The 21441-nt window shown below is 72.0% G+C and carries 24 protein-coding genes and 1 tRNA gene; 15 read left to right on the top strand and 10 right to left on the bottom strand.

Annotation, left to right across the window (positions count from 1 at the left end):
• Positions 1-20 precede the first annotated feature (20 nt).
• Complete coding sequence (locus Q7A36_RS01155) at positions 21-230, top strand: hypothetical protein (RefSeq protein WP_305101799.1); 210 nt, start codon at positions 21-23, stop codon at positions 228-230.
• Here the strand turns inward: Q7A36_RS01155 and Q7A36_RS01150 are convergent, their stop codons facing one another.
• The 4 genes from Q7A36_RS01150 to Q7A36_RS01135 are packed head-to-tail and all read right to left on the bottom strand — an operon-like array spanning position 231 to position 3170.
• Entirely contained in the window at positions 231-629 is a 399-nt protein-coding gene (locus tag Q7A36_RS01150) for a type II toxin-antitoxin system VapC family toxin (RefSeq protein ID WP_305101798.1), read from the bottom strand. It lies immediately after the preceding gene.
• Entirely contained in the window at positions 626-877 is a 252-nt protein-coding gene (locus Q7A36_RS01145) for a type II toxin-antitoxin system Phd/YefM family antitoxin (protein ID WP_305101797.1), read from the bottom strand. The genes Q7A36_RS01150 and Q7A36_RS01145 overlap by 4 nt, the downstream gene beginning before the upstream one ends.
• Positions 878-909: 32 nt before the next feature.
• Complete coding sequence (locus Q7A36_RS01140) at positions 910-2217, bottom strand: NAD(P)/FAD-dependent oxidoreductase (RefSeq protein ID WP_305101796.1); 1308 nt, start codon at positions 2215-2217, stop codon at positions 910-912.
• Positions 2214-3170 (bottom strand): Bug family tripartite tricarboxylate transporter substrate binding protein, encoded by a 957-nt coding sequence (locus Q7A36_RS01135; protein ID WP_305101795.1) that lies wholly within the window; start codon positions 3168-3170, stop codon positions 2214-2216. The genes Q7A36_RS01140 and Q7A36_RS01135 overlap by 4 nt, the downstream gene beginning before the upstream one ends.
• A 107-nt stretch (positions 3171-3277) precedes the next feature.
• Here Q7A36_RS01135 and Q7A36_RS01130 point away from each other — a divergent pair, with 107 nt between their 5' ends.
• The 4 genes from Q7A36_RS01130 to Q7A36_RS01115 all read left to right on the top strand — a co-directional run bounded on the left by Q7A36_RS01130 (position 3278) and on the right by Q7A36_RS01115 (position 7234).
• A complete protein-coding gene (locus Q7A36_RS01130) occupies positions 3278-4159 on the top strand; it encodes a TauD/TfdA dioxygenase family protein (RefSeq protein ID WP_305101794.1) in 882 nt (293 codons plus the stop codon).
• Position 4160: 1 nt separating this feature from the next.
• Positions 4161-5072, top strand: a complete 912-nt coding sequence (locus tag Q7A36_RS01125; RefSeq protein WP_305101793.1) for a fumarylacetoacetate hydrolase family protein — start codon at positions 4161-4163, stop codon at positions 5070-5072.
• The gene (locus Q7A36_RS01120) at positions 5069-6049 is read left to right on the top strand and encodes a Bug family tripartite tricarboxylate transporter substrate binding protein (RefSeq protein ID WP_305101792.1); all 981 of its coding nucleotides are present in this window, start codon (positions 5069-5071) and stop codon (positions 6047-6049) included. Before Q7A36_RS01125 ends, Q7A36_RS01120 begins: the two co-directional genes overlap by 4 nt.
• Before the next feature lie 69 nt (positions 6050-6118).
• Positions 6119-7234 (top strand): Ldh family oxidoreductase, encoded by a 1116-nt coding sequence (locus Q7A36_RS01115; RefSeq protein WP_305101791.1) that lies wholly within the window; start codon positions 6119-6121, stop codon positions 7232-7234.
• 33 nt (positions 7235-7267) lie between these two features.
• On the opposite strand, the gene Q7A36_RS01110 is transcribed toward Q7A36_RS01115, so the two are convergent.
• From Q7A36_RS01110 to Q7A36_RS01100, 3 genes are all read right to left on the bottom strand, one after another.
• Positions 7268-8251: a Bug family tripartite tricarboxylate transporter substrate binding protein gene (locus Q7A36_RS01110; protein ID WP_305101790.1), complete on the bottom strand. Its 984-nt coding sequence runs from the start codon at positions 8249-8251 to the stop codon at positions 7268-7270.
• 192 nt (positions 8252-8443) lie between these two features.
• Positions 8444-8998 carry a carboxymuconolactone decarboxylase family protein gene (locus Q7A36_RS01105; RefSeq protein ID WP_305101789.1) on the bottom strand — a complete coding sequence of 185 codons (555 nt, stop codon included), beginning with the start codon at positions 8996-8998 and terminating at the stop codon, positions 8444-8446.
• A 72-nt stretch (positions 8999-9070) separates the two neighbouring features.
• Positions 9071-10060, bottom strand: coding sequence for an LLM class flavin-dependent oxidoreductase (locus Q7A36_RS01100; protein ID WP_305101788.1), 990 nt, complete (start codon positions 10058-10060; stop codon positions 9071-9073).
• A gap of 242 nt (positions 10061-10302) precedes the next feature.
• On the opposite strand from Q7A36_RS01100, the gene Q7A36_RS01095 reads away from it, so the two are divergent.
• Genes Q7A36_RS01095 through Q7A36_RS01085 form a run of 3 tightly spaced genes read left to right on the top strand, consistent with a single transcriptional unit; the run spans position 10303 to position 12818 of the window.
• Positions 10303-11088, top strand: coding sequence for an alpha/beta fold hydrolase (locus Q7A36_RS01095; protein ID WP_305101787.1), 786 nt, complete (start codon positions 10303-10305; stop codon positions 11086-11088).
• Positions 11089-11100: 12 nt separating this feature from the next.
• Positions 11101-12075, top strand: a complete 975-nt coding sequence (locus Q7A36_RS01090; RefSeq protein WP_305101786.1) for a Bug family tripartite tricarboxylate transporter substrate binding protein — start codon at positions 11101-11103, stop codon at positions 12073-12075.
• Entirely contained in the window at positions 12072-12818 is a 747-nt protein-coding gene (locus Q7A36_RS01085) for an SDR family NAD(P)-dependent oxidoreductase (protein WP_305101785.1), read from the top strand. Before Q7A36_RS01090 ends, Q7A36_RS01085 begins: the two co-directional genes overlap by 4 nt.
• A 42-nt stretch (positions 12819-12860) precedes the next feature.
• On the opposite strand, the gene Q7A36_RS01080 is transcribed toward Q7A36_RS01085, so the two are convergent.
• Complete coding sequence (locus Q7A36_RS01080) at positions 12861-13250, bottom strand: lipocalin-like domain-containing protein (protein ID WP_305101784.1); 390 nt, start codon at positions 13248-13250, stop codon at positions 12861-12863.
• A 192-nt stretch (positions 13251-13442) separates the two neighbouring features.
• Between Q7A36_RS01080 and Q7A36_RS01075 the strand changes: the two genes are divergently transcribed.
• Both Q7A36_RS01075 and Q7A36_RS01070 read left to right on the top strand, forming a co-directional pair.
• On the top strand, positions 13443-15104 hold the full coding sequence (locus tag Q7A36_RS01075; protein ID WP_305101783.1) for a flavin-containing monooxygenase: 1662 nt from the start codon (positions 13443-13445) through the stop codon (positions 15102-15104).
• A gap of 62 nt (positions 15105-15166) precedes the next feature.
• A complete protein-coding gene (locus tag Q7A36_RS01070) occupies positions 15167-16756 on the top strand; it encodes an ABC transporter substrate-binding protein (protein WP_305101782.1) in 1590 nt (529 codons plus the stop codon).
• Here Q7A36_RS01070 and trhA read toward each other — a convergent pair.
• A complete protein-coding gene (gene trhA, locus Q7A36_RS01065; protein WP_305101781.1) occupies positions 16740-17456 on the bottom strand; it encodes a PAQR family membrane homeostasis protein TrhA in 717 nt (238 codons plus the stop codon). The two genes, Q7A36_RS01070 and trhA, sit on opposite strands and share 17 nt — an antisense overlap.
• A gap of 139 nt (positions 17457-17595) precedes the next feature.
• Between trhA and Q7A36_RS01060 the strand changes: the two genes are divergently transcribed.
• A complete protein-coding gene (locus Q7A36_RS01060; RefSeq protein ID WP_305101780.1) occupies positions 17596-18129 on the top strand; it encodes a metallophosphoesterase family protein in 534 nt (177 codons plus the stop codon).
• Positions 18130-18135: 6 nt separating this feature from the next.
• Here the strand turns inward: Q7A36_RS01060 and Q7A36_RS01055 are convergent.
• Positions 18136-18208: transfer RNA gene (locus Q7A36_RS01055), tRNA-Ile, on the bottom strand.
• Positions 18209-18332: 124 nt separating this feature from the next.
• Here Q7A36_RS01055 and Q7A36_RS01050 point away from each other — a divergent pair.
• From Q7A36_RS01050 to Q7A36_RS01035, 4 genes are all read left to right on the top strand, one after another.
• Positions 18333-19079, top strand: a complete 747-nt coding sequence (locus Q7A36_RS01050; protein WP_305101779.1) for a maleate cis-trans isomerase family protein — start codon at positions 18333-18335, stop codon at positions 19077-19079.
• A 57-nt stretch (positions 19080-19136) separates the two neighbouring features.
• A complete protein-coding gene (locus Q7A36_RS01045) occupies positions 19137-19556 on the top strand; it encodes a CoA-binding protein (RefSeq protein ID WP_305101778.1) in 420 nt (139 codons plus the stop codon).
• Between the two features lie 122 nt (positions 19557-19678).
• Positions 19679-20509 carry a DUF2076 domain-containing protein gene (locus Q7A36_RS01040; protein ID WP_305101777.1) on the top strand — a complete coding sequence of 277 codons (831 nt, stop codon included), beginning with the start codon at positions 19679-19681 and terminating at the stop codon, positions 20507-20509.
• A gap of 44 nt (positions 20510-20553) precedes the next feature.
• Positions 20554-21441 carry a LysR family transcriptional regulator gene (locus Q7A36_RS01035; RefSeq protein ID WP_305101776.1) on the top strand — a complete coding sequence of 296 codons (888 nt, stop codon included), beginning with the start codon at positions 20554-20556 and terminating at the stop codon, positions 21439-21441.

Here is a 21441-nt window from a genome sequence, read left to right as displayed (position 1 = left end):
CAAGGACCGGGAAACCCCAGATGCGATCGATCCTGACCGCCGCCGCCCTCTGCCTGGCGATCCTCGCGGGCTGCGGCCCCGGTGGCCTGCGCGCCGGCGCGCAGTATTCCGGCATGCCGGACACGCTGATCGGCGACCCCCAGCGCAACCGGGTGACGGGCACGATCAGCACGGACGGGACGGTCTGGTCCCGGCAGCAGGGCTACCTGACCACGCCGCGCGGCTACTGATCACCAGAGCAGCGGCAGGCCATAGGCGCGAAAGGCCGCATCCTCCGTGAGGATGATGCGGCCGGTCAGGCGGGCCGTTGCCAGCAGCATGCGGTCCATCGGGTCGGCGTGGTGCGGCGGCAGGGCATTCGCCTGCTCGGCCGCCAGGACGTCGAGCGGCAGCAGGGTATAGCCGGCATCCCGCAGCCAGCCGGCGAAGCTGCCCTGCACCGCCGGCAGCAGCGGCAGCTTGCCGAGCGCCACCTTGCGCGTGATCTCCCAGACCGTGATGGCGCTGACCGCGACATCGCCGCCGCGCATGGCGGCAAGGGCGGCGGCGCTCATTCCGCGCCCGCCCGCGGCATGGAAGACGATCAGCGCGCAGGCATCGGCGAGGTAGCCGCTGCCTGCCTCGCTCACCCGTCCCAGCCTTCGGCGGCGGCCTGTTCGGGCGTCAGCGGGGCGAAGGCGGCGGGGTCGTAGCGGAAGCCCTCCCAGCCCGGCAGACCGGCCCAGTCGCCAGGCAGCCGCGCGGCCGCCGGCGCGGCGGCGGAGAGCCGGGCGACCGGTCGGCCATGCCGGGTGATCAGCACCTCGGCCCCCGCCTCCACCTCCGCCAGCAGGGCGGAGAGGTGGGTCTTCGCCTCGTAGACGGTCACGCTCTTCATGGCCCAAGGCTAGCTTTTGACCAATCTTCTGGTCAAGCGAACCGCTCCACCCCAAAGGGCGCGAGGTCGAGGTTGGGCGCCGGCCCCAGCATCGCCCGCGCCAGCAGCGCGCCGGTCGGGGCGGAGCCGGTCAGGCCGAGATGCCCGTGCCCGAAGGCGCACCAGAGGCCGGGCCAGGCCTGCACCGGGCCGATGACCGGCAGGCTGTCCGGCAGGCAGGGGCGATGGCCCATCCAGAAGCCCTCCGCGCCCGCGGTCCGCGCCTGCGGGAAGGCGCGCCGCAGGTCCTCCAGCAGCAGTTCGGCGCGGCGCGGCGTCGGCGGCGCCTCCAGCCCGCCGAACTCGACCGTGCCCGCGACGCGCAGCCCGCCCTCCATGGGCGAGATGAAGGCCTTGCGGTCGGCCGGCACCACCGGGCGCCGCAGCGTGATCCCCGGATCGGGCAGCATGACGTGGTAGCCGCGCTGGGTCTCGAGCGGCACGCGGATGCCGAGCGGCGCCAGCAGCCGCGCCGACCAGGCGCCGGCGGCCAGCACGACATGGTCGGCGGTGATGGTCTCCGCCGCTGTCGCGGCGCCGGTCACGCGCCCGCCTTCGGTCGCCAGCGCCCGCACCGCGGCGCGGCGGATGGTCCCGCCCAGGCGCTCCACGCCGCGCGCCACCACCTGCGCCTGGCGCAGCGGATTGACGCTGCTGCCCTGCTCCGGGATGAAGAGGCCGAGCGCGTAGTCGCCCCCGATGTCGGGCTCGAGCGCCCGGATCGCCTCCCGGCCTTCGAGGAACTCGATCCGCATGCCGTGGCGCTGCCGCAGCGTCCAGCCCTCGGCATCCTTGGCGTAGTGGTCGTGGTCCCGGTAGAGGTAGAGTTGCCCCGTTTCCTGGATCAGGTCGGGGGCGCCTTCCTCCGCCAGGATCTGCCGGTGCTGCTCCATGGCATTGGCCAGCAGGCCGGAGAGGGCCTCGGCGATCCCGGCCACGCGCGCGGGCCGCGCGCTGGCGACGAAGCGCAGCAGCCATGGGGCGGCGCGGAGCGCATAGCGCGGCGGGATGTGCAGCGCGCCGGCGGGGTCGAGCAACATGCCCGGCACCTGCTTCAGCACGCCCGGCATGGCGAGCGGCGCGACCGACCCGGCGCTGATCGCCCCCGCATTGCCCGAGGAGGCGCCGCTGCCCGGCGCCTCGCCATCCAGCACCGTGACACGCGCGCCGGCCCGCGCGAGGTGCCAGGCCACGCAGAGCCCGACGATGCCGGCGCCGACGACCAGGACGGATGGCGCATGTTCGCGCGGCCGATTCAGACCGCCGCGCTCTTCGGCGCTGCGGTCATCGGACGCGCTCACTCCGGCTGCACCCCCGCGCGCTGCGCCATCTGCACCCATTTCGCCTGCTCCGCCGCGATGAAGGCGCGCGCCGCGGCGGCATCGGCGCCGACCGGCTCCAGGCCGCGCTCGCGGAAGGCCTCCGCCAGCCCGTCCCGCATCGCCGCCTGCACCGCATCGCCGATCCGCGCCAGCACCGACTCCGGCATGCGCGCCGGCGCGACCAGGGTGGCCCAGGTGCTGCCGGTGAGGAAGGGGAAGCCCGCCTCGGCGGTCGTCGGCACCTCCGGCAGCACGGCGCTGCGCGTGGCGCGGCAGAGCGCGAGCGCCCGCACGCGGCCGGAGGCGAGATGCGGCATGGCCGAGGGGATGACGTCCAGCAGCATCGGCACGTTGCCGGAGACGAGATCGGTCATCGCCGGCCCGCCGCCCCGATAGGGGATGTGAGTGATCGCGACGCCGGTCTCGACCTTCAGCAATTCCGCGAGCAGGTGGTTCGCCGTGCCGTTGCCGTGGGAGGCATAGTCGAGCCGCCCGTTCCGCTCGCGCGCCAGGGCAACGAGGTCGCCGAGGCTCCGTGCCGGCAGCCCGGCATGGACCAGCACCAGGAAGGGCTGCTCGGTAAGCCAGGCGATCGGCGCGAAGTCCGCGGGCTGGTAGGGGATGCTGCGCATCACTGCGCGCGCCACCGCCATCTCGCCGGAGGCGCCGACCAGCAGCGTGTATCCGTCGGGCGCGGCCTTGGCGACCAGGTCGGCGCCGAGCGTCCCGGCCGCGCCGGGCCGGTTCTCCACCACGACAGGCTGGCCCCAGGCGCGGGATAGGCGCTCGGCCAGCAGCCGCGCGACCAGGTCGGTGCTGCCGCCCGGCGGGTAGCCGACCACCAGCCGCACCGGGCGGGCCGGGAATTCCGGCTGGGCGAGCGCCGGCGCCGCCAGCATGGTCCCGAGCACCGCCCGCCGCCCGATCCGCATCGCGTCCCTCCCCATTTTGTTCCCGCGATGCTGCGGCGCGGCCCGGTGCCGCGCAAGCTTGACCGCGGCCGGAGGCTGCCCGAGTCTTGCGGCCGGAGGAAACCGCGATGCGCATCACGCCCAACAATGCCGGGCTCGGCGCCCGGGTCGAGGGGATCGACCTGCGGCAGACGCTCGGCGATCCGGCGTTCCGCACGGTGCTGCGGGCGCTCGGCCAGTACGGCGTGCTGTGCTTCCCGGGCCAGGACCTCGAAGCCTCGCACCTCTCCGCCTTCGGCTCGCGCTTCGGCGAGCTGGAGGTGAACGTCGCCAACATGTTCCATGCCCCGGGCCATCCCGAGGTGATGATCCTGTCGAACATGCGGGACGAGGCGGGGAAGCCCATCGGCCTCTCCGATGCCGGCCAGGGCTGGCACACCGACATGTCCTATTCGCAGGAGATCGCGCTGGCGAATGCGCTGCACGCGAAGCAGGTGCCGCTGCGCGACGGACGGCCGCTGGGCGACACGCAGTTCCGCAACATGCACGCCGCCTATGACGACCTGCCGGCCGAGGTGGTGGCGCGGCTGGAAGGGCGCGTCGCCATCCACGATTTCGAGAAGTTCTGGGAGGTGATGCGGACTCGTCCCGGCAGCATCCGTAGGCCGCTGACGCCGGAGCAGCGCGCGAAGAAGCCGCCGGTGCCGCAGCCGATCTTCCGCGTGCATCCGATCACCGGCCGCCGCGTGCTCTACTGCAATCCCGGCTATGCCATGCGGATCGAGGGGCTGGAGCCGGCCGAGAGCGACGCGCTGCTGGAGTTCCTCTTCCGCCACCAGGCGCAGGAGAAGTACCTGTACAGCCATGCCTGGACGCCGGGCGACCTGCTGATATGGGACAACATCGGCACGGTGCACAATGCGGTCGCCGATTACGGGCCGGAGGAGCCGCGCTTCATCCTGCGGGTGCAGGTGATGGCGACGCGCGACTACGCCGCCCTGGCCGCCTGAAATGAAGCTCGTCAGTTTCGAGGCCGATGGCGCGCCCCGCATCGGCGCCATCCTCGGCGAGGCGGTGGTGGAGTTCCAGCCGGCGCTGGACGCGGCGCGGAAGGCGGCGGGCGAGCCGCCGCTGGCCCTGCCCCCCGACATGACCGGGCTGCTGGCGGCGGGCGAGGCGGCGATGGTGCAGGCGGCCCGCGCGCTTGCCTTCGCCGCCCGGCCGGAGAGCATCGCGCTGCGCCGCCCCCTTTCCGCGGTGCGGCTGCGGGCGCCGCTGCAACCCGGAAAGATCCTCGGCGTCGGCCGCAACTATGCCGACCACGCGAAGGAGGTCGGCGGGCCGAAGCTGGCGGCGCCGCGCATCTTCCTCAAGCCGACCTCCTCGGTCAGCGGGCCGGGCGATGTCGTGCGCATCCCGAAATCGGCGCTGAAACCGGACTGGGAAGTGGAACTCGCCGTCATCATCGGCCGGCCCGCCCGGGAGGTGAGCGAGGGCGCCGCGCTCGACCATGTCGCCGGCTACACCGTGCTGAACGACCTCACCGACCGCGCCCTGCAATTCGACCATCCCATCGGCATGACCAGCTTCGGCAAGGGCCTCGACGGCTTCTGCCCGATGGGCCCCTGGATCGCCACGCCCGAGGAGGTGGGCGAGCCATGGGCGCTGGACCTGCGCTGCATCCTGAACGGCGAGGAGGTGCAGCACGGCAATACGCGCGACCTGATCTTCCCGGTCGCCACACTGATCGCCTGGTTGTCGCGCTTCGTCACGCTGCAGCCGGGCGACGTCATCGCCACCGGCACGCCCGCCGGCGTCGGGCATTTCCGCGATCCGCCGCGCTATCTCAGGCCCGGCGACCGGTTGCGGCTGGAGGTGGAGAAGGTCGGCGTGCTCGAGCATTCCATGGGAGGCGAGGCATGATCGCCCGCGCCCTCGCCCTGCTCCTGGCGCTCGCCGGCACAGCCGCCGCGCAGCCGAAGGCGCCCGGCATGGATTACCCGAACCGTCCCGTGCGCATCGTCGTGGCCCTCGCCCCGGGCGGCAATGCCGATCTCAACGCGCGGCTGGTGGCGACGCAGCTTTCCGCCCAGCTCGGCCAGCAATTCGTGGTGGAGAACCGGCCGAGCGGCGGCGGCACCGTCGCCTTCGAGACGGTCGCGGCGACGCCGCCCGACGGCTACACGCTGCTGGTCGGCGCGCTCGGCAGCCATACGCTGAATGTCGGCCTCTATGGCGACCGGTTGCGCGTGCATCCGCTGACCGGCGTGGACCACATCACCATCAGCAGCCATTCCGCCATCGCCGTCGCGGTGCATCCCTCGCTCGGCGTCAGGACGCTGGCGGAGTTCCGCGCGCTGCTCGCGGCCAATCCCGGCAAGTACGACTACGGCTCCTCCGGCAACGGCACCACGGGCCATATCGCCGGCGCGATGCTGGTGCACCTGCTCGGCGTGCAGGCGCAGCACGTGCCCTATCGCGGCTCGGCCGCGGCCTATACCGACCTCGCGGCGGGGCGGACCGCCTTCCAGGCGGACACCATCTCCTTCCTCTCCGAGCACCTCAAATCGGGCGAGGTGCGCGGCATCGTCATTGCGACGCCCGAGCGCTCGCCCATGGCGCCGGATGTGCCGACCAGCGCCGAGGCCGGTCTGCCGGAATACCAGGCGACGACCTGGACGCCCTGGAGCGCGACGCTCGGCACGCCGCTGGTGATCCGGCAATTCCTCTACGAGCAGATCAGCGCCGCCCTGCGCGTGCCCGCGGTGCGCGACCGCCTGGTCCAATTGGGCAATACCATCCCGGAGGGTATGACGCCCGAGCGCACCCGCGCCTTCATCGCCAGCGAGATCGAGCGCTGGGTGCCGATCGTCAAGGCGACCGGCGCGCGCGTCGACTGACACGAAGCGCATGCCCGGGCGCGCCAGCGGCGCGCGGGCCGGGCACCGAAGCAGGGAACTCACAGAAACATGGCCAAGAACGTCACCTCCGGCCGCCCCGTCCCGGCCGATGCCGTCCGCCAGCAGATCCATGCCATCCTGACGGCCTGGGGCATGCCGGAGGAGCATGCGAAGACCACCGCCGAGGTCATGGTCGAGACCGACCTGATGGGCGTGGACAGCCACGGCCTGTCGATGCTGATGACCTATGAGCAAGGGGTGCAGGCCGGACGGCTCAAGCTCGCGGCGCAGCCGCGGGTCGCGCGCGACACCGGGCCGACCGCGCTGCTCGATGCCGGCAATGGCCTCGGGCATCCCGTCTCGGCGCTCGCCATGAACATGGCGGTGGACAAGGCCCTGCAGCACGGCATCGGCATGGTCGGGGTGGTGAACAGCCATCATTTCGGCGCCGCCGGCGCCTATGCCCGCATCGCCTCGGCGCGCGGCGTCATCGGCATGGTGACGAGTTCCGCGCAGGGGATCAGCATGGTGCCGACCCGCGCCGCCCTGCCGGTGCTGGGCACCAACCCGCTGGCCTTCGCAGCACCCGCGAAGCGCAACAAGCCCTTCGTCCTGGACATGGCGACCACCACGGTCGCGGCGGGCAAGGTGAAGGTGCACCACCTGAACGACGCGCCCCTGCCCGCCGGCTGGGTGGTGGACGGCAAGGGCCAGGCGGTGACCGACCCGCATGAGGGCAATGCCTATGTCTTCGAGCGCAAGGAGGGCGGGATCACGCCGCTCGGCGGGACGGAGAATCAGGGCAGCGCCAAAGGCTATGGCCTCGCCATGATGGTGCATATCCTGGGCGGCGCACTGGTCGGCGCCGCCTTCTCGCCCGTGCACAAGCGCACCTGGACGCCGGACAAGCCGCAGAATATCGGCCATTTCTTCCTGGCCATCGACCCGAAGGCCTTCCGCGAGGAGGGCGAGTTCGAGGCCGAGATCGACACCATCCTCGACGTGCTGCATGCGACGCCGCCCGCCGATCCGGCCGAGCCCGTGCTGGTCCCGGGCGAGCCGGAGGACATCATGAAGGCGAAGCGCCTCGCCGAGGGAATCCCGGTGCCCGACTCGCTGGACGCGCTGATCCGCGGCATCTGCGAGCGCTGCGGCGCGCCCTATCTGCTGCGGCCGAACGGCTGAGGACGGGGGAGGCCGCGCCTCCCCCAGGCCAACTCAATCCGCCTTGATGCCGGCGTCGCGGATCACCTTCTCCCACTTCTCGACCTCGGCCTTGAGGAAGGCGGCGGTCGAGGCCGGGGTGGTGTCGGCGCGCGGCTCCATGGTCAGGTCGGAGAGACGCTGCTTCACGCTCTCCATCGCCATGACCTTGTTGATCGAGCCGCTGATCTGCTGCTGCAGCGGCTCCGGCGTGCCGGCGGGGGCGAAGACCATGTGCCAGGTATAGGCCTCGTAGCCCGGCAGCCCGGCCTCGGCGAAGGTCGGGACGCTCGGCGCCTGCGGCAGGCGGTGGGAGGCGGAGATGGCCAGCCCCTTCACGTCGCCGCGCTGGACGAAGGGCAACGCGTTGTTGGCGACGTCGAGCATGACCGACACCGTCCCGCTCAGCAGGTCCGGCATGGCGGCGGCGGAGCCGCGATAGGGCACATGGTTGGCCTGCACGCCCGCCTGCTTCAGGAAGAGCTCCGTCGCCAGGTGCAGCGCCGCGCCATTGCCGGTGCTGGCATAGTCGTACTTGCCTGGGTTCTTCTTCAGCAGCGCGATCAGCTCCTGCAGGGAGGAGACGGGCAGGTCCTTGTTCACCATCATCAGCATGGGGATGGTGCCGGTCAGCGCCACGGGCGCGAAGTCGCCCAGCGGGTCAAAGGGCAGGCGCGGGAAGATGGCGCGCAGCGCCGCATGGGCGATGGTGGTGTAGAGCAGCGTGTGCCCGTCCTTCGGCGCCTTCGCCACGACGTCCGAGCCGACGACGACGCCGGCGCCTGTGCGGTTCTCCACGATCACGCGCTGCGGCAGTTGCTTCGACAGCTCGTCGGCCAGCAGCCGCGCCGGGATGTCGGTGGGGCCGCCGGCGGCGAAGGGCACGATCAGCCGCACTGGCTGGGTGGGCCAGCCGGCCTGCGCCCGGCCGATGGCGGGCATGGCGAGGCCGGTGAGGAGGAGGGCGCCCCCCTGCAGGAGGCGGCGACGATCGGTCATGCGGAGATCCCTGCTCGTGGCGCCGGGCGGGTCCGTGCCCGCCGCGGCGCGAGGCGTTGCGGCCGGTATACCCGGGCCACGCGGCGCATCCAAGACCGGGGCGTTCACCGGGCAAGGCCGCGTCGCGGGCAGGTTGAGGCCGCGGTCGAACTGGTAACGCCCCGTGGTCCCGCAGGGTTCTGCCGCCCGGCCCTACCCCGCCCAGGGCGCCCGGAAGGGCGGCGGCGGCGCGACCTGGAAGACGTTGAGCTGCATCGCCAGCAGGCTGTAGTAGCCGACCAGACCGGTCAGCTCGACCGTGCCCTTCTCGCCCAGCAGCGCCTTCGCCGCCGCATAGGCGGCGTCGCCGACCTGGCCGGTCCGCAGCAGCGCCCGCACGAAATCGACGGTGATGCGATCGGCTTCGGCATCGAAGGGGATCTCGGCGGCGCCCGTGCCGATGGCCTGGATCACCGCCTCCGGCACGCCCTGCTTGGCCGCGATCGGCGCATGCGCGTACCACTCGTACTCCGCCTTCCAGTGCTGGCCGACGCAGAGGATGGCGATCTCCCGCAGGCGCATCGGCACGCTGCACTCGTAGCGGATGAAGACGCCGAGCTGCTCGACGCGGGCGCAGAGCTCCGCGCTCTCGATCAGCGCGGTGAAGGGTCCGCCGACGCCGCCGCGGGCGCCGGAGGCGATGCGGTCCCAGACCGCCTGCTGCGCGGCATCGAGCGTCTCGCGCGTCCTCGGCGCCAGCCTGGCCATGCTCGTCCTCCCCTGAATTGAAAACGGCCCGCAGCCTGCGGCGCGGGCCGTCGCCTGTCCAGGCGTGCCGCCCTACTCGGCGGCAGCCTTCAGCGCCGGGGCGAATTCCGGCATCACCTCGCGCGCGAAGGCGCGCAGGTTCTCGACCGAGGCATTGGGATCGACCAGCAGGATATTGCTGGCGCCCACGGCCTCGAGCTGCCGGAGCCGCGCGACGATCTCCGCCGGCATGCCGAGCAGCGGCGCGGTGTCCTCCTCCACCCGGTCGGCCAGCTTGCCGCGGGCGAGGTCGCCGATGACGCCGACCACACGCCGGCGCGTCTCGTAGGCGGCGGCGCGCTCTTCCTCGGAATGGATCATCTGCAGCGCCCGGGCGGTGCCGACCATGGTGGGGCGGTACTCGCGGCCGGCCTTCTCGCATTCCGCCTTGTAGAGCGCGATGCGTTCGCCGATCTGCTCCACGCTGGCGAGCTGGTCGAGCAACAGGCAGAAACCCTCCCGCGCCGCGCGGCGGATGCTGTCGGCGCTGCCGGCGGCGAGCCAGAGCGGCGGATGCGGCCGCTGCAGCGGCGCCGGCTCGACCAGCATGTTCTCGTAGTGCCAGCGCTTGCCGTGATGCGAGAACCGCTCCTCGGAGGTCCAGGCCTTGCGGATGACCTCGATCGCCTCGTCGAAGCGCTCAGTGGCTTCCTCGATGGGGATGCAGAAGGCGTCGAATTCCGGCTTGCGGTAGCCCTTGCCGACGCCGAAATCGAAGCGCCCGCCGCTCAGCAGGTCGAGCGTCGCGGCCTGCTCGGCGACCAGCACCGGGTTGTGCCAGGGCAGGACCACGACCGCGGTGCCGAGGCGGATGGTCTGCGTCTTCGCGGCGAGATAGGCCAGCAGGGTCATGGAGGCCGAGACCTGGCCCTGACCGGTCGAGTGGTGCTCCACCATGAACATATGGCGGAAGCCGAGCCGGTCGGCCTCCATCACGTAGTCGATGAAGCTCTGGTAGCCCTGGCTGTCCTCGATGCCGACGCTGCGCCTGGTCCGGGCGCCCCCGAACAGTCCGAATTGCATGTCCTGGCTCCCTGGGACCGTTATCCTTCCTCTCGCCTAGTCTGGGGATGGGGGCGCCGGATGGGAAGGCCGCAATCGGCAATTCACCCGTGCCGGGCTGTCCGAAATCCGGCCGCGTCATTTCGGACGCACGGGAAAGACTCTTGTGCTGCGCAGGGGAGGATGACGGCCCGCCGCGGCTGCCGCATCCTGGCGGCCAGGCAAGGCGCCCGCGCAGCGGCGCCGCAGGGCAGGAGACCTCCATGGACTGGAATCCCAGGCCGCTCGAGAGCGGCAACGTCACCGTCCACCGCCGTGGCCGGGGCCAGCCGCTCGTGCTGCTGCACTGCCTCGGCCAGAGCTGGCGCTTCTGGGACGTGCTGGAGCCGCTGACGGATCGCTACGAGCTGATCGCCTATTCCCTGCCCGGCCATGCCGACACGCCGCTGCCCGCCGGGCAATACGACCAGGAGGCGACGACGCGGCAGTTGAAGGAACTGGCGGAGCGGGAGGGGCTGACGCGCTTCCACCTCGCCGGCATCTCCATGGGGGGCAGCCTCGCGCAGCACTTCGCCGGCACGCATCCTGACATGGTGGAGAAGCTCATCCTCTGCGACTGCACGCCGCGCTACAACGAGGAAAGCCGCGCCAACTGGCCGGTGCGCGCGAAGATCGCGCGGGAGCAGGGCGTGACGGCGCTGATCCCCATGCTGCTCGGCGTCTTCTTCACTCCCGGCAGCGTTGCCGGGAACGGCCCCAATGTCCGCCACGTCGTCGAGACCTTCGAGGCCTGCAGCGGCGAGGGCTATGCGCTGGCCTGCGAGTGGCTGGCCATGGTCGATGCGCGGGAGCAGGCGAAGCGGATCGAGGCGCCGACGCTGATCATGCTGGGCTCCGAGGAGCGCGAGGCCTTCAAGGAGGCCGCGGCCTGGATGCAGGCCAATATCCCGGGCAGCCGAGGGATCGTGGAGGTGCCGGCCGCCGGCCATGCCTCGGTGCGCGAGCGGCCGGAGTTCTGCGTCGCGCAGTTCCGCGACTTCCTGGGCTGAGCGGGAGGCACGATGCGGCGACGGACCCTGATCGCGGGGGCGGGGCTGGCGCTGGCGGCGCCTGGCCTCGCATGGGCGCAAGGCGACTGGCCGGGCAGCCGGCCGGTGCGCCTGATCCAGCCGAGCCAGGCCGGCAGCCCGGCGGATGTCTATGCCCGGCTGCTGGCCGAGCATTTCTCCCGCGCCTTCGGCGGCACCTTCGTGGTGGAGAACCGCGTCGGCGGCACCGGCACCATCGGCACGGCGGAGGTCGCGCGCTCGGCGCCGGATGGCTGGACGATCATGTTCACCTCCAACACCTCCCATGTCGTGGCGCCGCTGGTGCTGAAGGGGCTGCCCTATGACCCGGTGAAGGATTTCGTCGCCATCGCCGGGCTCTACCACTACCCCATGCTGCTGATCGTCAATCCGCGCATCCCGGCGCGCAGCACGCGCGAGTTCGTGGACTGGGCGAAGGCGCGGCCGGGCGGCGTGAACATGGCCAGCGTCGGCATCGGCAGCGTCGGCCATATGATGGCGGAGCGCTTCCACCTGCGCGCCGCCTTCCAGCGCGTGCACATCCCCTATCGCGGCGGCCCCTCCGCCGTGCTGGCGGTCAGCCAGGGCGAGAGCGACTACATCTTCGACAATATCGGCAATTCCGGCGCACTGCTGCGGGAGGGGCGGCTGCGCGGCCTGGCCGCGACCGGCCGCGCCCGGCCGCGGCCGATGCCGGAGGTGCCGACCCTGGCCGAGGAGGGCTTCCCCGGCATGAACGAGGATGTCTGGTTCGGCCTCTGGGGCCATGCCGCCCTGCCGCGGCCCTTCGTCGAGCGGATCAATGCCGAGGCCAATCGCTGGCTGAACACGCCCGACATCCGTCGCCGGATGGCGGAAGCCGGGCATGAGAGCCTGGAAGGTCCGCCGGAGGCGATGCAGGATTACTGGATGGAGGATCGCCGGGCCTGGGTGGCGATCGTGCAGGAGACGGGGGTGACGGTGGAATGAGGGTCGCGGTCGTCACGGGCGCCTCGCGCGGCATCGGGCGGGATACGGCGCTGGCGCTGGCGGCGAAGGGCCTCGCGCTCTTCCTCGTCGCCGAGGGCACGCCGGAGGAGCTGGCCTCGGCCGAGGCGGAGTGCCGCGCCGCCGGCGCGCCGGAGGCCGCGCATGCGGTCTTCGACCTCGGCACGCCCGGCGCGCCGGAGGCGATGGTGCAGGCGGCGCTGGCCCGCTTCGGCCGGGTGGACGTGCTGGTCAACAATGCCGGCATCCGCTGCCGCAAGCCCTTCGGCGCCTTCACCCGGGCCGAGTTCGACGGGCTGATCGCCGTGAACTTCGCCGCCGCCTTCTTCGCCAGCCAAGCGGTGCTGCCGGCCATGCGCGCGCAGGGCGGCGGGCGGATCATTCATGTCGCCAGCCAGACCGGGCGCGTGGCGATGGAGGACAACTCCCTCTACGGCCCGATGAAGGCGGCGCTGATCCAGCTCACGAAGAACATGGCCTTCGAGCTGGCGAAGGAGGGCATCCAGGTGAACTCCGTCAGCCCCGGCCCCATCGCCACCCAGTTCAACATCGAGAGCTATGGCCGCATCCCCGGCCGGGTCGAGCAGCTCGAGGGCAGGCTGCCGGTGGGGCGGCTGGGCAGGCCCACGGAGGTGGCGGAGGCCATCGCCTTCCTCGCGACCTGCGAGGGCGGCTTCATCCAGGGGCACGATCTGGTTGTGGACGGGGGCTACACCATCATCTAGCGGTGGGTGCCGCATGCAGGACGCGCGGCATCACCCGCGCGCTCAGCCCACCCTCTCCCACACGAATACCAGACCGCCGGTCCTGCCGAGCAGGCTGTTCCTCGGTGTCACGACCAGGCGTGTCGCGCCCTCGAACCGCATCTCCCGCACCTGCTCCATCATCAGGTCGGGCCGCGACGCAGCATCCGTCGCCGTGACGAGTTCCGACCCGTCGAAGCGATAAGTCCCGGTATAGGACACGAGCGCCCGTGCCGGCGCATCCTGCAGCGCCGCCGCGGGGCGGGCATCGGCCACGGCGACCAGCATGCGGTCCTCGCCGAACATCACGAAGCCCAGGGGGTGCGAACCGATGGGCGAGGGCACCTCCTGCCCTGCCGCGTCCACGGCCGTCACCTCGAGCAGCTTCCACATCGTTCCCGCCAGCGCTGTCACGGTCGTCCTCCCCTCCCGCTGCCCGAGGATAGGCGCTCGAGGCGCACAGATGCGGGCATTCCGGCCTCGATCCGCGGTCCGCGGGAGCGCGGATGGTCGGGAGCCGTCCCTGGTCGGCCGACCGTCCAGGGGGCTGCACCGCCGCCCCACCCCTGCTAACCTCCGCCCCAACAGGACGGAGGATACGAGCCCATGCCCGACACCATGGTCCGGGAGGCACCGCGTGGCGCCTCCGGCACGCCGGATGTCGATGCCATCGTGATCGGCGCCGGCCTCGCCGGCATGTACCAGCTTCACCTGCTGCGCGACCGCCTCGGCCTGAAGGTCCAGGTGCTGGAGCAGGGCGGCGGCGTCGGCGGCACCTGGTACTGGAACCGCTACCCCGGCGCCCGCTGCGATTCCGAGAGCCATTCCTACTGCTTCTCCTTCTCCCGGGAGATCTACACGGAATGGGAATGGACCGAGCGCTATCCGGGCCAGCCCGAGATCATGCGCTACATGAACTGGGTCGCCGACCGGCTCGACCTCAAGCGCGACATCCGCTTCGACACCCGCGTCACCGCCTGCACCTACGACGCCGCGGCGAACCTCTGGCGCGTGACGACCGAGGCGGGCGAGACCCTGACCGCGACCTACCTCGTCACCGCGGTCGGCTGCCTCTCCACCGCCAATGTGCCGAAGATCCCGGGGCTCGAGAGCTTCGAGGGACGCTGGTACCACACGGGACAGTGGCCGCATAAGGGGGTGGACTTCTCCGGCGCGCGCGTCGGCCAGATCGGCACCGGTTCCACCGGCATCCAGGCCGTGCCGGTCATCGCCGAGCAGGCGAAGCACCTCACCGTCTTCCAGCGCACCGCCAATTACAGCGTGCCGGCGCGCAATGCCCCGCTCGACGAACCGTTCAAGGCCTGGGTGAAGCAGAACTACGAGGCGGTGCGGGAGACCATGCTCTCCACCCCGAACGGCCATCCCTTCCGCATCGAGGACCGCTCCTGCTGGGAGGTGACGGAGGAGGAGCGCCGCAAGCTGTATGAGGCCGCCTGGGAGAAGGGCGGGCTGCAGTTCCGCGCGACGTTCCGCGACCTGCTGGTGGACAGGAAGGCCAACGACACGGCCGCGGATTTCCTCAAGGCCAAGATCCGGGAGATCGTGCAGGACCCGGCGACGGCGGCGAGGCTGGCCGATATCGACCATCCCTATGCCGCCAAGCGCCCGCCGATCGACACCAACTACTTCGAGGCCTTCAACCGCGACAACGTCTCGCTGGTCGATGTCCGCGCCAACCCGATCGAGCGCATCACGCCGAAGGGCATCCGCCTGCGCGACGGCACCGAGCACGAGCTCGACATCATCGTCTTCGCCACCGGCTTCGACGCCATGACCGGCCCGCTGCTGCGGCTGAACATCACCGGCCGCGACGGGCTGACGCTCGCCGAGGCCTGGGAGGCAGGGCCGCGCAGCTATCTCGGCCTGCAGGTCGCGGGTTTCCCGAACATGTTCACCATCACCGGCCCCGGCAGCCCCTCCGTGCTCTGCAACATGCCGATCGCGATCGAGCAGCATGCCGAATGGATCGCCGACTGCATCGGCCATCTCCGGCGCAACGGCATCGCCCGCATGGAGCCGCGGCCGGAGGCGGTGGAGCGCTGGGTCGAGCACGTGAACGAGGCGGCGAATGCCACGCTGCTGCCGCAGGCCGGGCATTCCTGGTATCTCGGCGCCAACGTGCCGGGCAAGCCGCGGGTCTTCATGCCCTATGCCGGCGGCATGGCGCGCTATCGCGAGATCTGCGCCGACATCGCCGCCCGGGGCTATGAGGGCTTCGTGCTGGAGGAGGCCGCGGCCGCCGCCTGAGCGGGCTTGCGGCGGGCGCGGGGCTCGCCTTCACTCGGCCCCCGCCCTGCCGGAGGCCGAGCATGTCCCTCCCCCTGCCCCGCCGCGCGCTGCCGGCGCTCGGCGCCGCGCTGGCCGCGCCGAGGCTCGCCGCGGCCCAGGCGCCGCGCGTGCTGCGCTTCGTGCCGCAATCGGATCTCGGCGTGCTCGATCCGATCTGGTCGGCTGCCTATGTCACGCGCAACCACGCGCTGATGGTCTTCGACACCCTCTACGGCATGGATGCGGACTACCGTATCCAGCCGCAGATGGCCGAAGGCCACACGGTATCGGATGACGGCCTCGCCTGGACCATCCGGCTGCGCGAGGAGCTGCGCTTCCACGACGGCATGCCGGTGCTGGCGCGCGACGCCGTCGCCAGCATCCGCCGCTGGGGCGCGCGGGACGGGCTCGGCCAGTCCCTGCTTGCCGCGACCGAGGCGCTGGAGGCGGTGGACGATCGCACCTTGCGCTTCCGCCTGAAGCGCCGCTTCCCCCTGCTGACCTATGCGCTGGGCAAGCCGGGCTCGCCGGTCTGCGTGGTGATGCCGGAGCGGCTGGCGCTGACCGATCCCTTCCGGCAGGTGACGGAGATGGTCGGCAGCGGCCCCTTCCGCTTCCTGGCGGAGGAGCGGGTCTCCGGCGCGCGGGTCGCCTATGCCCGCAACGCCGACTACCTCCCGCGCAGCGGCGGCGCGGCCAGCTTCACCGCGGGACCGAAGCGCGTGCATCTCGACCGCGTGGAGTGGATCGTCATGCCCGATCCCTCCACCGCCGCGGCGGCGCTGCGCGCCGGCGAGGTGGACTGGTGGGAGAATCCGAGCTTCGACCTGCTGCCCATGCTGGCGCGCGACCGCCGGCTGGCGCTGACGGTGCAGGACCCGCTCGGCTTCATCGGCTGCCTGCGCTTCAACCACCTGATCCCGCCCTTCGACAATCCGGCGATCCGCCGCGCCGTGCTGCCGGCGCTGTCGCAGGCCGACTACATGGCGGCGGTGGCGGGCGACTTCCCCGGCGGCTGGAACCAGGGCATCGGCTTTTTCGCCCCGGGCACGCCGATGGCGAACGACGAGGGCATGGCGACGCTGACCGGCCCGCGCGACCTCGAGGCCGCGAAGCGGGCGCTGGCCGCCGCGGGCTACCGGGGCGAACGCGTCGCGGTGCCGGCGCCCTCCGACTTCCCCACCCTGAAGGCCATGGCCGATATCGGCGCCGACCTGCTCCAGCGCATCGGCTTCGCGGTGGACTACCAGGCCGCCGACTGGGGCACGGTGGTGCAGCGCCTGGCCAAGATGGACCCGGTGGACCAGGGCGGCTGGAACGTCTTCCACACCTTCTGGTCCGGCCAGGACATGCTGGACCCCGCGGTGCACCAGTATCTCCGCGGCAACGGCCGCGCCGCCCGTAGCGGCTGGCCGACCAGCGCCGCGCTGGAAGCAATGCGGGAAGCCTGGATGGCGGCGGAGGCCGAGACCGATCGCCTGCGCATCGCCCGGGCCATGCAGGCCCGGGCCTTCGAGGACCTGCCCTATATCCCCGTCGGCCAGATCCTGCCGCGCTTCGCGCATCGGCGCGAGGTGACCGATGTGCCAGGCGGCTTCGCCATCTTCTGGACCGTCAGGAAGGCGGCGTGACGCGCGCCAGGTCCAGCACCACCAGATAGTGGCAGGCGGCCGCGGCGACCACGCAGGCATGCCAGAGGGCGGTGTGGAAGCGCAGCCCCTCCGCGACATGCAGCATCACGCCGAGGCTGTAGACCAGCCCGCCGGCCAGCAGCATCGACAGGTCCCAGTGCGACAGCGAGCGCATCAGCGGGTCGAAGGCGGCGATGCCGCACCAGCCCAGCAGCAAGTAGAGCAGCAGCGAGAGGCGCTCGATCCGCGCCGGCGCCAGCAGCTTCAGCGCGACGCCGCCAACCGCGCCGGTCCAGACCAGGCCCAGCAGCCCGAGCCCCCAGCTTCCGCCGATGCCGATGCCGGCGACCGGCGTATAGGTCCCGGCGATCATGGCGAAGATGGCGGAATGGTCCAGCCGCTGCAGGACGGCGCGCCGCCGCCCCTCCCCGGACATGTTGTAGAGCGCGGAGCAGCCGAGCATGGCCAGCAGCCCCGCGGCATAGACCAGCAGGGCGAGCATGCGCGCGGCGCCGGCCTCCGGCGGCACCGCCGCGGCGAGCACGCCGCAGGCGATGACGGCGGCGGCGAGGCCGAGGATATGCACCGCCGCATCGGCGAGGCGTTCGGGCGGGGTATCGCGCCGCGCCGCGAGCAGCGGACCGGCAAGCCACCAGGCAAGGCAAGGCTGCAACCGCGTCGGCATCGAAGGCCTCGGCATCCCTGTGTCCGGCGGATCGGATCGCGCCGGGTACCATCACAACGCCGGAGAGGTCCCGGCGCTTCGCCCCTCCGGCAGCCACACGCGGATTCGATGAGGAGGGCCGGGTCCCGCGCCACTTCTGCGACAGGACGATGACATGGCGGTCTTCTTCACCAGCGACACGCATTTCGGCCATGGCGGCGCCCTCGGCCTCTACGGGCGGCCATTTGCCTCAATTGCAGCCATGGATGCGGCGATGGTCGAGCGCTGGAACGCCACGGTCGGGCCGGAGGACGAGGTCTGGCACCTCGGCGATGTCGCGCTCGGCCGCGCCGTGGCGGGACTGGAGAAGACGCTCGCCGGCCTCGCCGGCCGCAAGCATCTCGTCACCGGCAACAACGACGGAACCGGGACGACCGCCCTGCCCGGCTGGGCCAGCGTGCAGCCCTATGCGGAGCTGGACCTCGAGGGCACCGGCCTCGTCCTCTGCCACTATCCCTTCCGGAGCTGGCGCAACATGCAGCGGGGCTGGCTCAACCTGCACGGCCATAGCCATGGGCGGCTGGCGCCCATGCCGCGGCAGGTGGATGTCGGCGTGGATGCCTGGGACTTCCGCCCGGTGCCGCTGGCGGAGATCCTGGCGCGGCTCGCCGCGCGGCGGCGCAGGCCGGCGGCGGGAGGGCAGCGGTAGCGGGAATGGGCCCGGCAGGACTCGAACCTGCAACCAAACCGTTATGAGCGGTCCGCTCTGACCATTGAGCTACAGGCCCATCGCCATGGAGTGATGACCGGAGAATTGGGCTGAGGCAAGCGGCAGGCGGCCCCCTCCGGACGGCTGGCCGGCCTCCTCCGCCGTGGCAGGATGGCGGGGGCGAGGCGAAGGGGACGGGGCCGATGCGCGACGTGCTGGGCTGGCGGCGGAAATTCGGGGTCATGGGCCCCTCCACCAATACCGTGGTGCAGCCGGATTTCGACGCCATGCGCCCGGTCGGCGTCACCAGCCACTACAGCCGGATCTTCACCCCGGACGCCGATGCGGTGAGCAACGAGAGCTTCCGGGCGGGGGTCGAGGTCATCGGCGGCAATGTGCTGGACGCCGTCCGCAGCGTCATGACCTGCGCGCCGGACCATCTCGTCATGGGCATGTCGGCCGTCACCTTCTTCGGCGGCGCCAAGGGCGCGGATGCCTTCATCCGCTCGGTCGAGGATGTCGCGGGCATCGGCGTCACGGTCGGCAGCCATGCCTGCGCGGCGGCGCTGGAGGCCCATGGCGGCGTCCGGCGAATCGCCGTGCTCTCCCCCTACTGGCCGGTGATGAATGCCGAGGTCGCACGGTATTTCGGCGACAGGGGCTTCACCGTGGTGCGGGACATCGCGCTGCAATGCACCTCCTGGACCGGGATCGCGGCGGTGCCGCCGGCCCGCTGCCGCGAGGCCATCAAGGCGCTGGACGGCGACGACGTGGAGGCCATAGTCCAGGTCGGCACCAACCTCTCCATGGTGCGGCTGGCCGCCGCGGCGGAGCTCTTCCTCGGCAAGCCGGTGATCGCCATCAATGCCGCGACCTGGTGGCACGCGCTGCGACGCAATGGCATTGCGGACCGGCTGGCGGGCTTCGGCCGGCTGCTGGAGGAGTTCTGAGCGCGCAGCGCCGGGCCTGGCTGCCGCGTTGCGTGCGGAGCCGAGGGAGCCACAGCCATGACCGATGACGAGATCCGCGACATCCTGCTGGGCACGCGCCGCATCGCGGTGGTCGGCGCCTCCGACCGGCCGGACCGGCCGAGCTTCGGCGTCGCCCGCTTCCTGGTGGACCGCGGCTATGCCGTGACACCGGTGAACCCCGGCATCGCCGGGCGGAGCCTGCACGGTGCCGCGGTGGTGGGGCGGCTCGAGGAGGCCGGGCCGCTCGACATGGTCGACGTCTTCCGCCGCAGCCAGGATGCCGGGGCGGTGGTGGATGAGGCGATCCGCCTCGGCGCCCGGACGGTCTGGCTGCAGCTTGGCGTCCTGGACGACGCGGCCGGGCAGCGGGCGCGCGCCGCCGGTCTGCGCTTCGTCCAGGACCGGTGCCCCGTCATCGAATGGCGGCGCCTCGGCCTGCCGGGGAAGATTGCCTGAAATTCATTTTTGCTGTCGATGCGGCTTGAAAGCCCCGGCGGTCCGGGCCACCTGCCTGCGCGCAGGGCCCCGGGCGGTTCCGCCACGCGCCGCCGGACGGGCCCACGGGAGATGCAGGACCCATGAACGACGAAGAGCGCCGGATCATCACCCAGTATGTGGAGCGGGTCGCCGGCGCGGCCCCCGCTCCGGCGCCGAGCAGCCCCAGCCCCTGGGGCGGCAGCGTGCCCTCCACCCAGGCCCGGCCGAACCTGCCGCCGGTGGACCGGGAGGCCGATGCGCTCATCGCCGACCTCTTCGCCCGCTACCCGGAGGCGCGCTACCGCATCACCCAGACCGCCTTCGTGCAGGAGGCGGCGCTGGTCGAGGCGCAGAACCGCATCCGCCAGCTCGAATGGGAGGTGGAGAATGCGCGGCGCCAAGCGCAGTCCTCGCAGCAGTCCCGCGGCGGGCTCTTCGGCGGCATGTTCGGCGGCGGTGGCGGGCGCCCTGCCCCGCAGCCCATGTCGCCGCCGCCGCAGCCGGTCTATCCGCCGGGCTACAACCCGGGGATGCTGCAGCCGCAGCGCGGCGGCTCGGGCTTCCTCGGCACGGCGCTGACCACGGCGGCCGGCGTCGCCGGCGGCATGGTGCTGGGCAACATGCTGATGGGCGCCCTCTCGGGCCATGGCGGCGCGGCCCATGCCGCGGCCTTCGAGAGCGGCGGCGGCGACTTCGCGCAGGAGGCGGTGCCGACCTCCTCCCCCTGGAGCGACCCCGGCGCGGCCGCGGCCTCCCAGGGCTGGGGCAGCACGCCGGATGCGCCGCAGAACGACGCGACCGGCGCCGGCTATGACGATCCGGGCTATGGCACGGACAACGTCAACTACAACCCGAACGATGCCGGGTACGACCAGGGCAATGCCGGGTATGACTCGAACGATGCCGGCGGCGACTACGACGACGAGGTATGACCCCCTGCCGTCCATGAAGGCCGCTCATTGAAACGGCGCATGGCATGACCGATCATCATGCCATGCGCATCCCCGACCTCGATCTCGACCTGCTCCGCGGCTTCGTGACGGTGGCGGAGCGCGGCGGCTTCACCGCCGCGGGCCAGGCACTGGGTCTGACGCAGTCCGCCGTCAGCCTGAAGGTGAAGCGGCTGGAGGACCTGCTGCAGCGCCGGGTCTTCGAGCGCACCAGCCGCAGCATCGCCCTGACGCGGGACGGCGAGACCCTGCTGGCCTATGCCCGCCGCATCCTGGCGCTGAACGACGAGGCGGTGCGGCGGCTGGTCGCGCCGCCGGTCGCCGGGCGCTTCCGCCTCGGCGTCGCCGATCATTTCGTGCCGCGCAACCTCGCCCCGCTCCTCGCCCGCTTCGCCCGCACCTGGCCGGAGGTGCGGCTGGAGGTGGAGGTCGGCCGCAGCCACGAGCTGCGTGCGGCGCAGGAGCGGGGCGCGCTGGACCTGGTGCTGGGCAAGCGCCGCGACGGCGAGACGGAGGGCCGGCCGATCTGGACGGAGAGCGTGGTCTGGGTGGCGGCGCCCGACTGGCAGGCGCCGGAGGGGCGGCCCCTGCCGCTCGCCATGCTGCCGCCGGGCTGCATGTTCCGCGACCGGGCGCTGGCGGCGCTGGCCCGCGCCGGGCTGGCCTTCGAGGTCGTCTATGCCTCGGCCAGCCTGCTCGGTGTCGCCGCCGCGGCGCAGGCCGGCTTCGCGCTGACGGTGCTGGGGCGGAGCGGCCTGCCGCCGGGGCTCGTCGAGGTGCCGGGCCTGCCGCCGCTCGGCACGGTGGAGATGTGCCTCTTCGGCGATGCCGGGGGGCAGAACCCGCTGGCCGGTCCGCTGGTACGCTTCCTGCAGGAAAGCCTGGCCGATCCCGGCTTGGCCGCCGCGGCCTGA

It is taken from the genome of Paracraurococcus lichenis (assembly GCF_030657435.1).
Classification (GTDB): domain Bacteria; phylum Pseudomonadota; class Alphaproteobacteria; order Acetobacterales; family Acetobacteraceae; genus Paracraurococcus; species Paracraurococcus lichenis.
The sequence above is the reverse complement of the archived record's forward strand: the minus strand, read 5'-3'. Positions and strand labels throughout refer to the sequence as shown.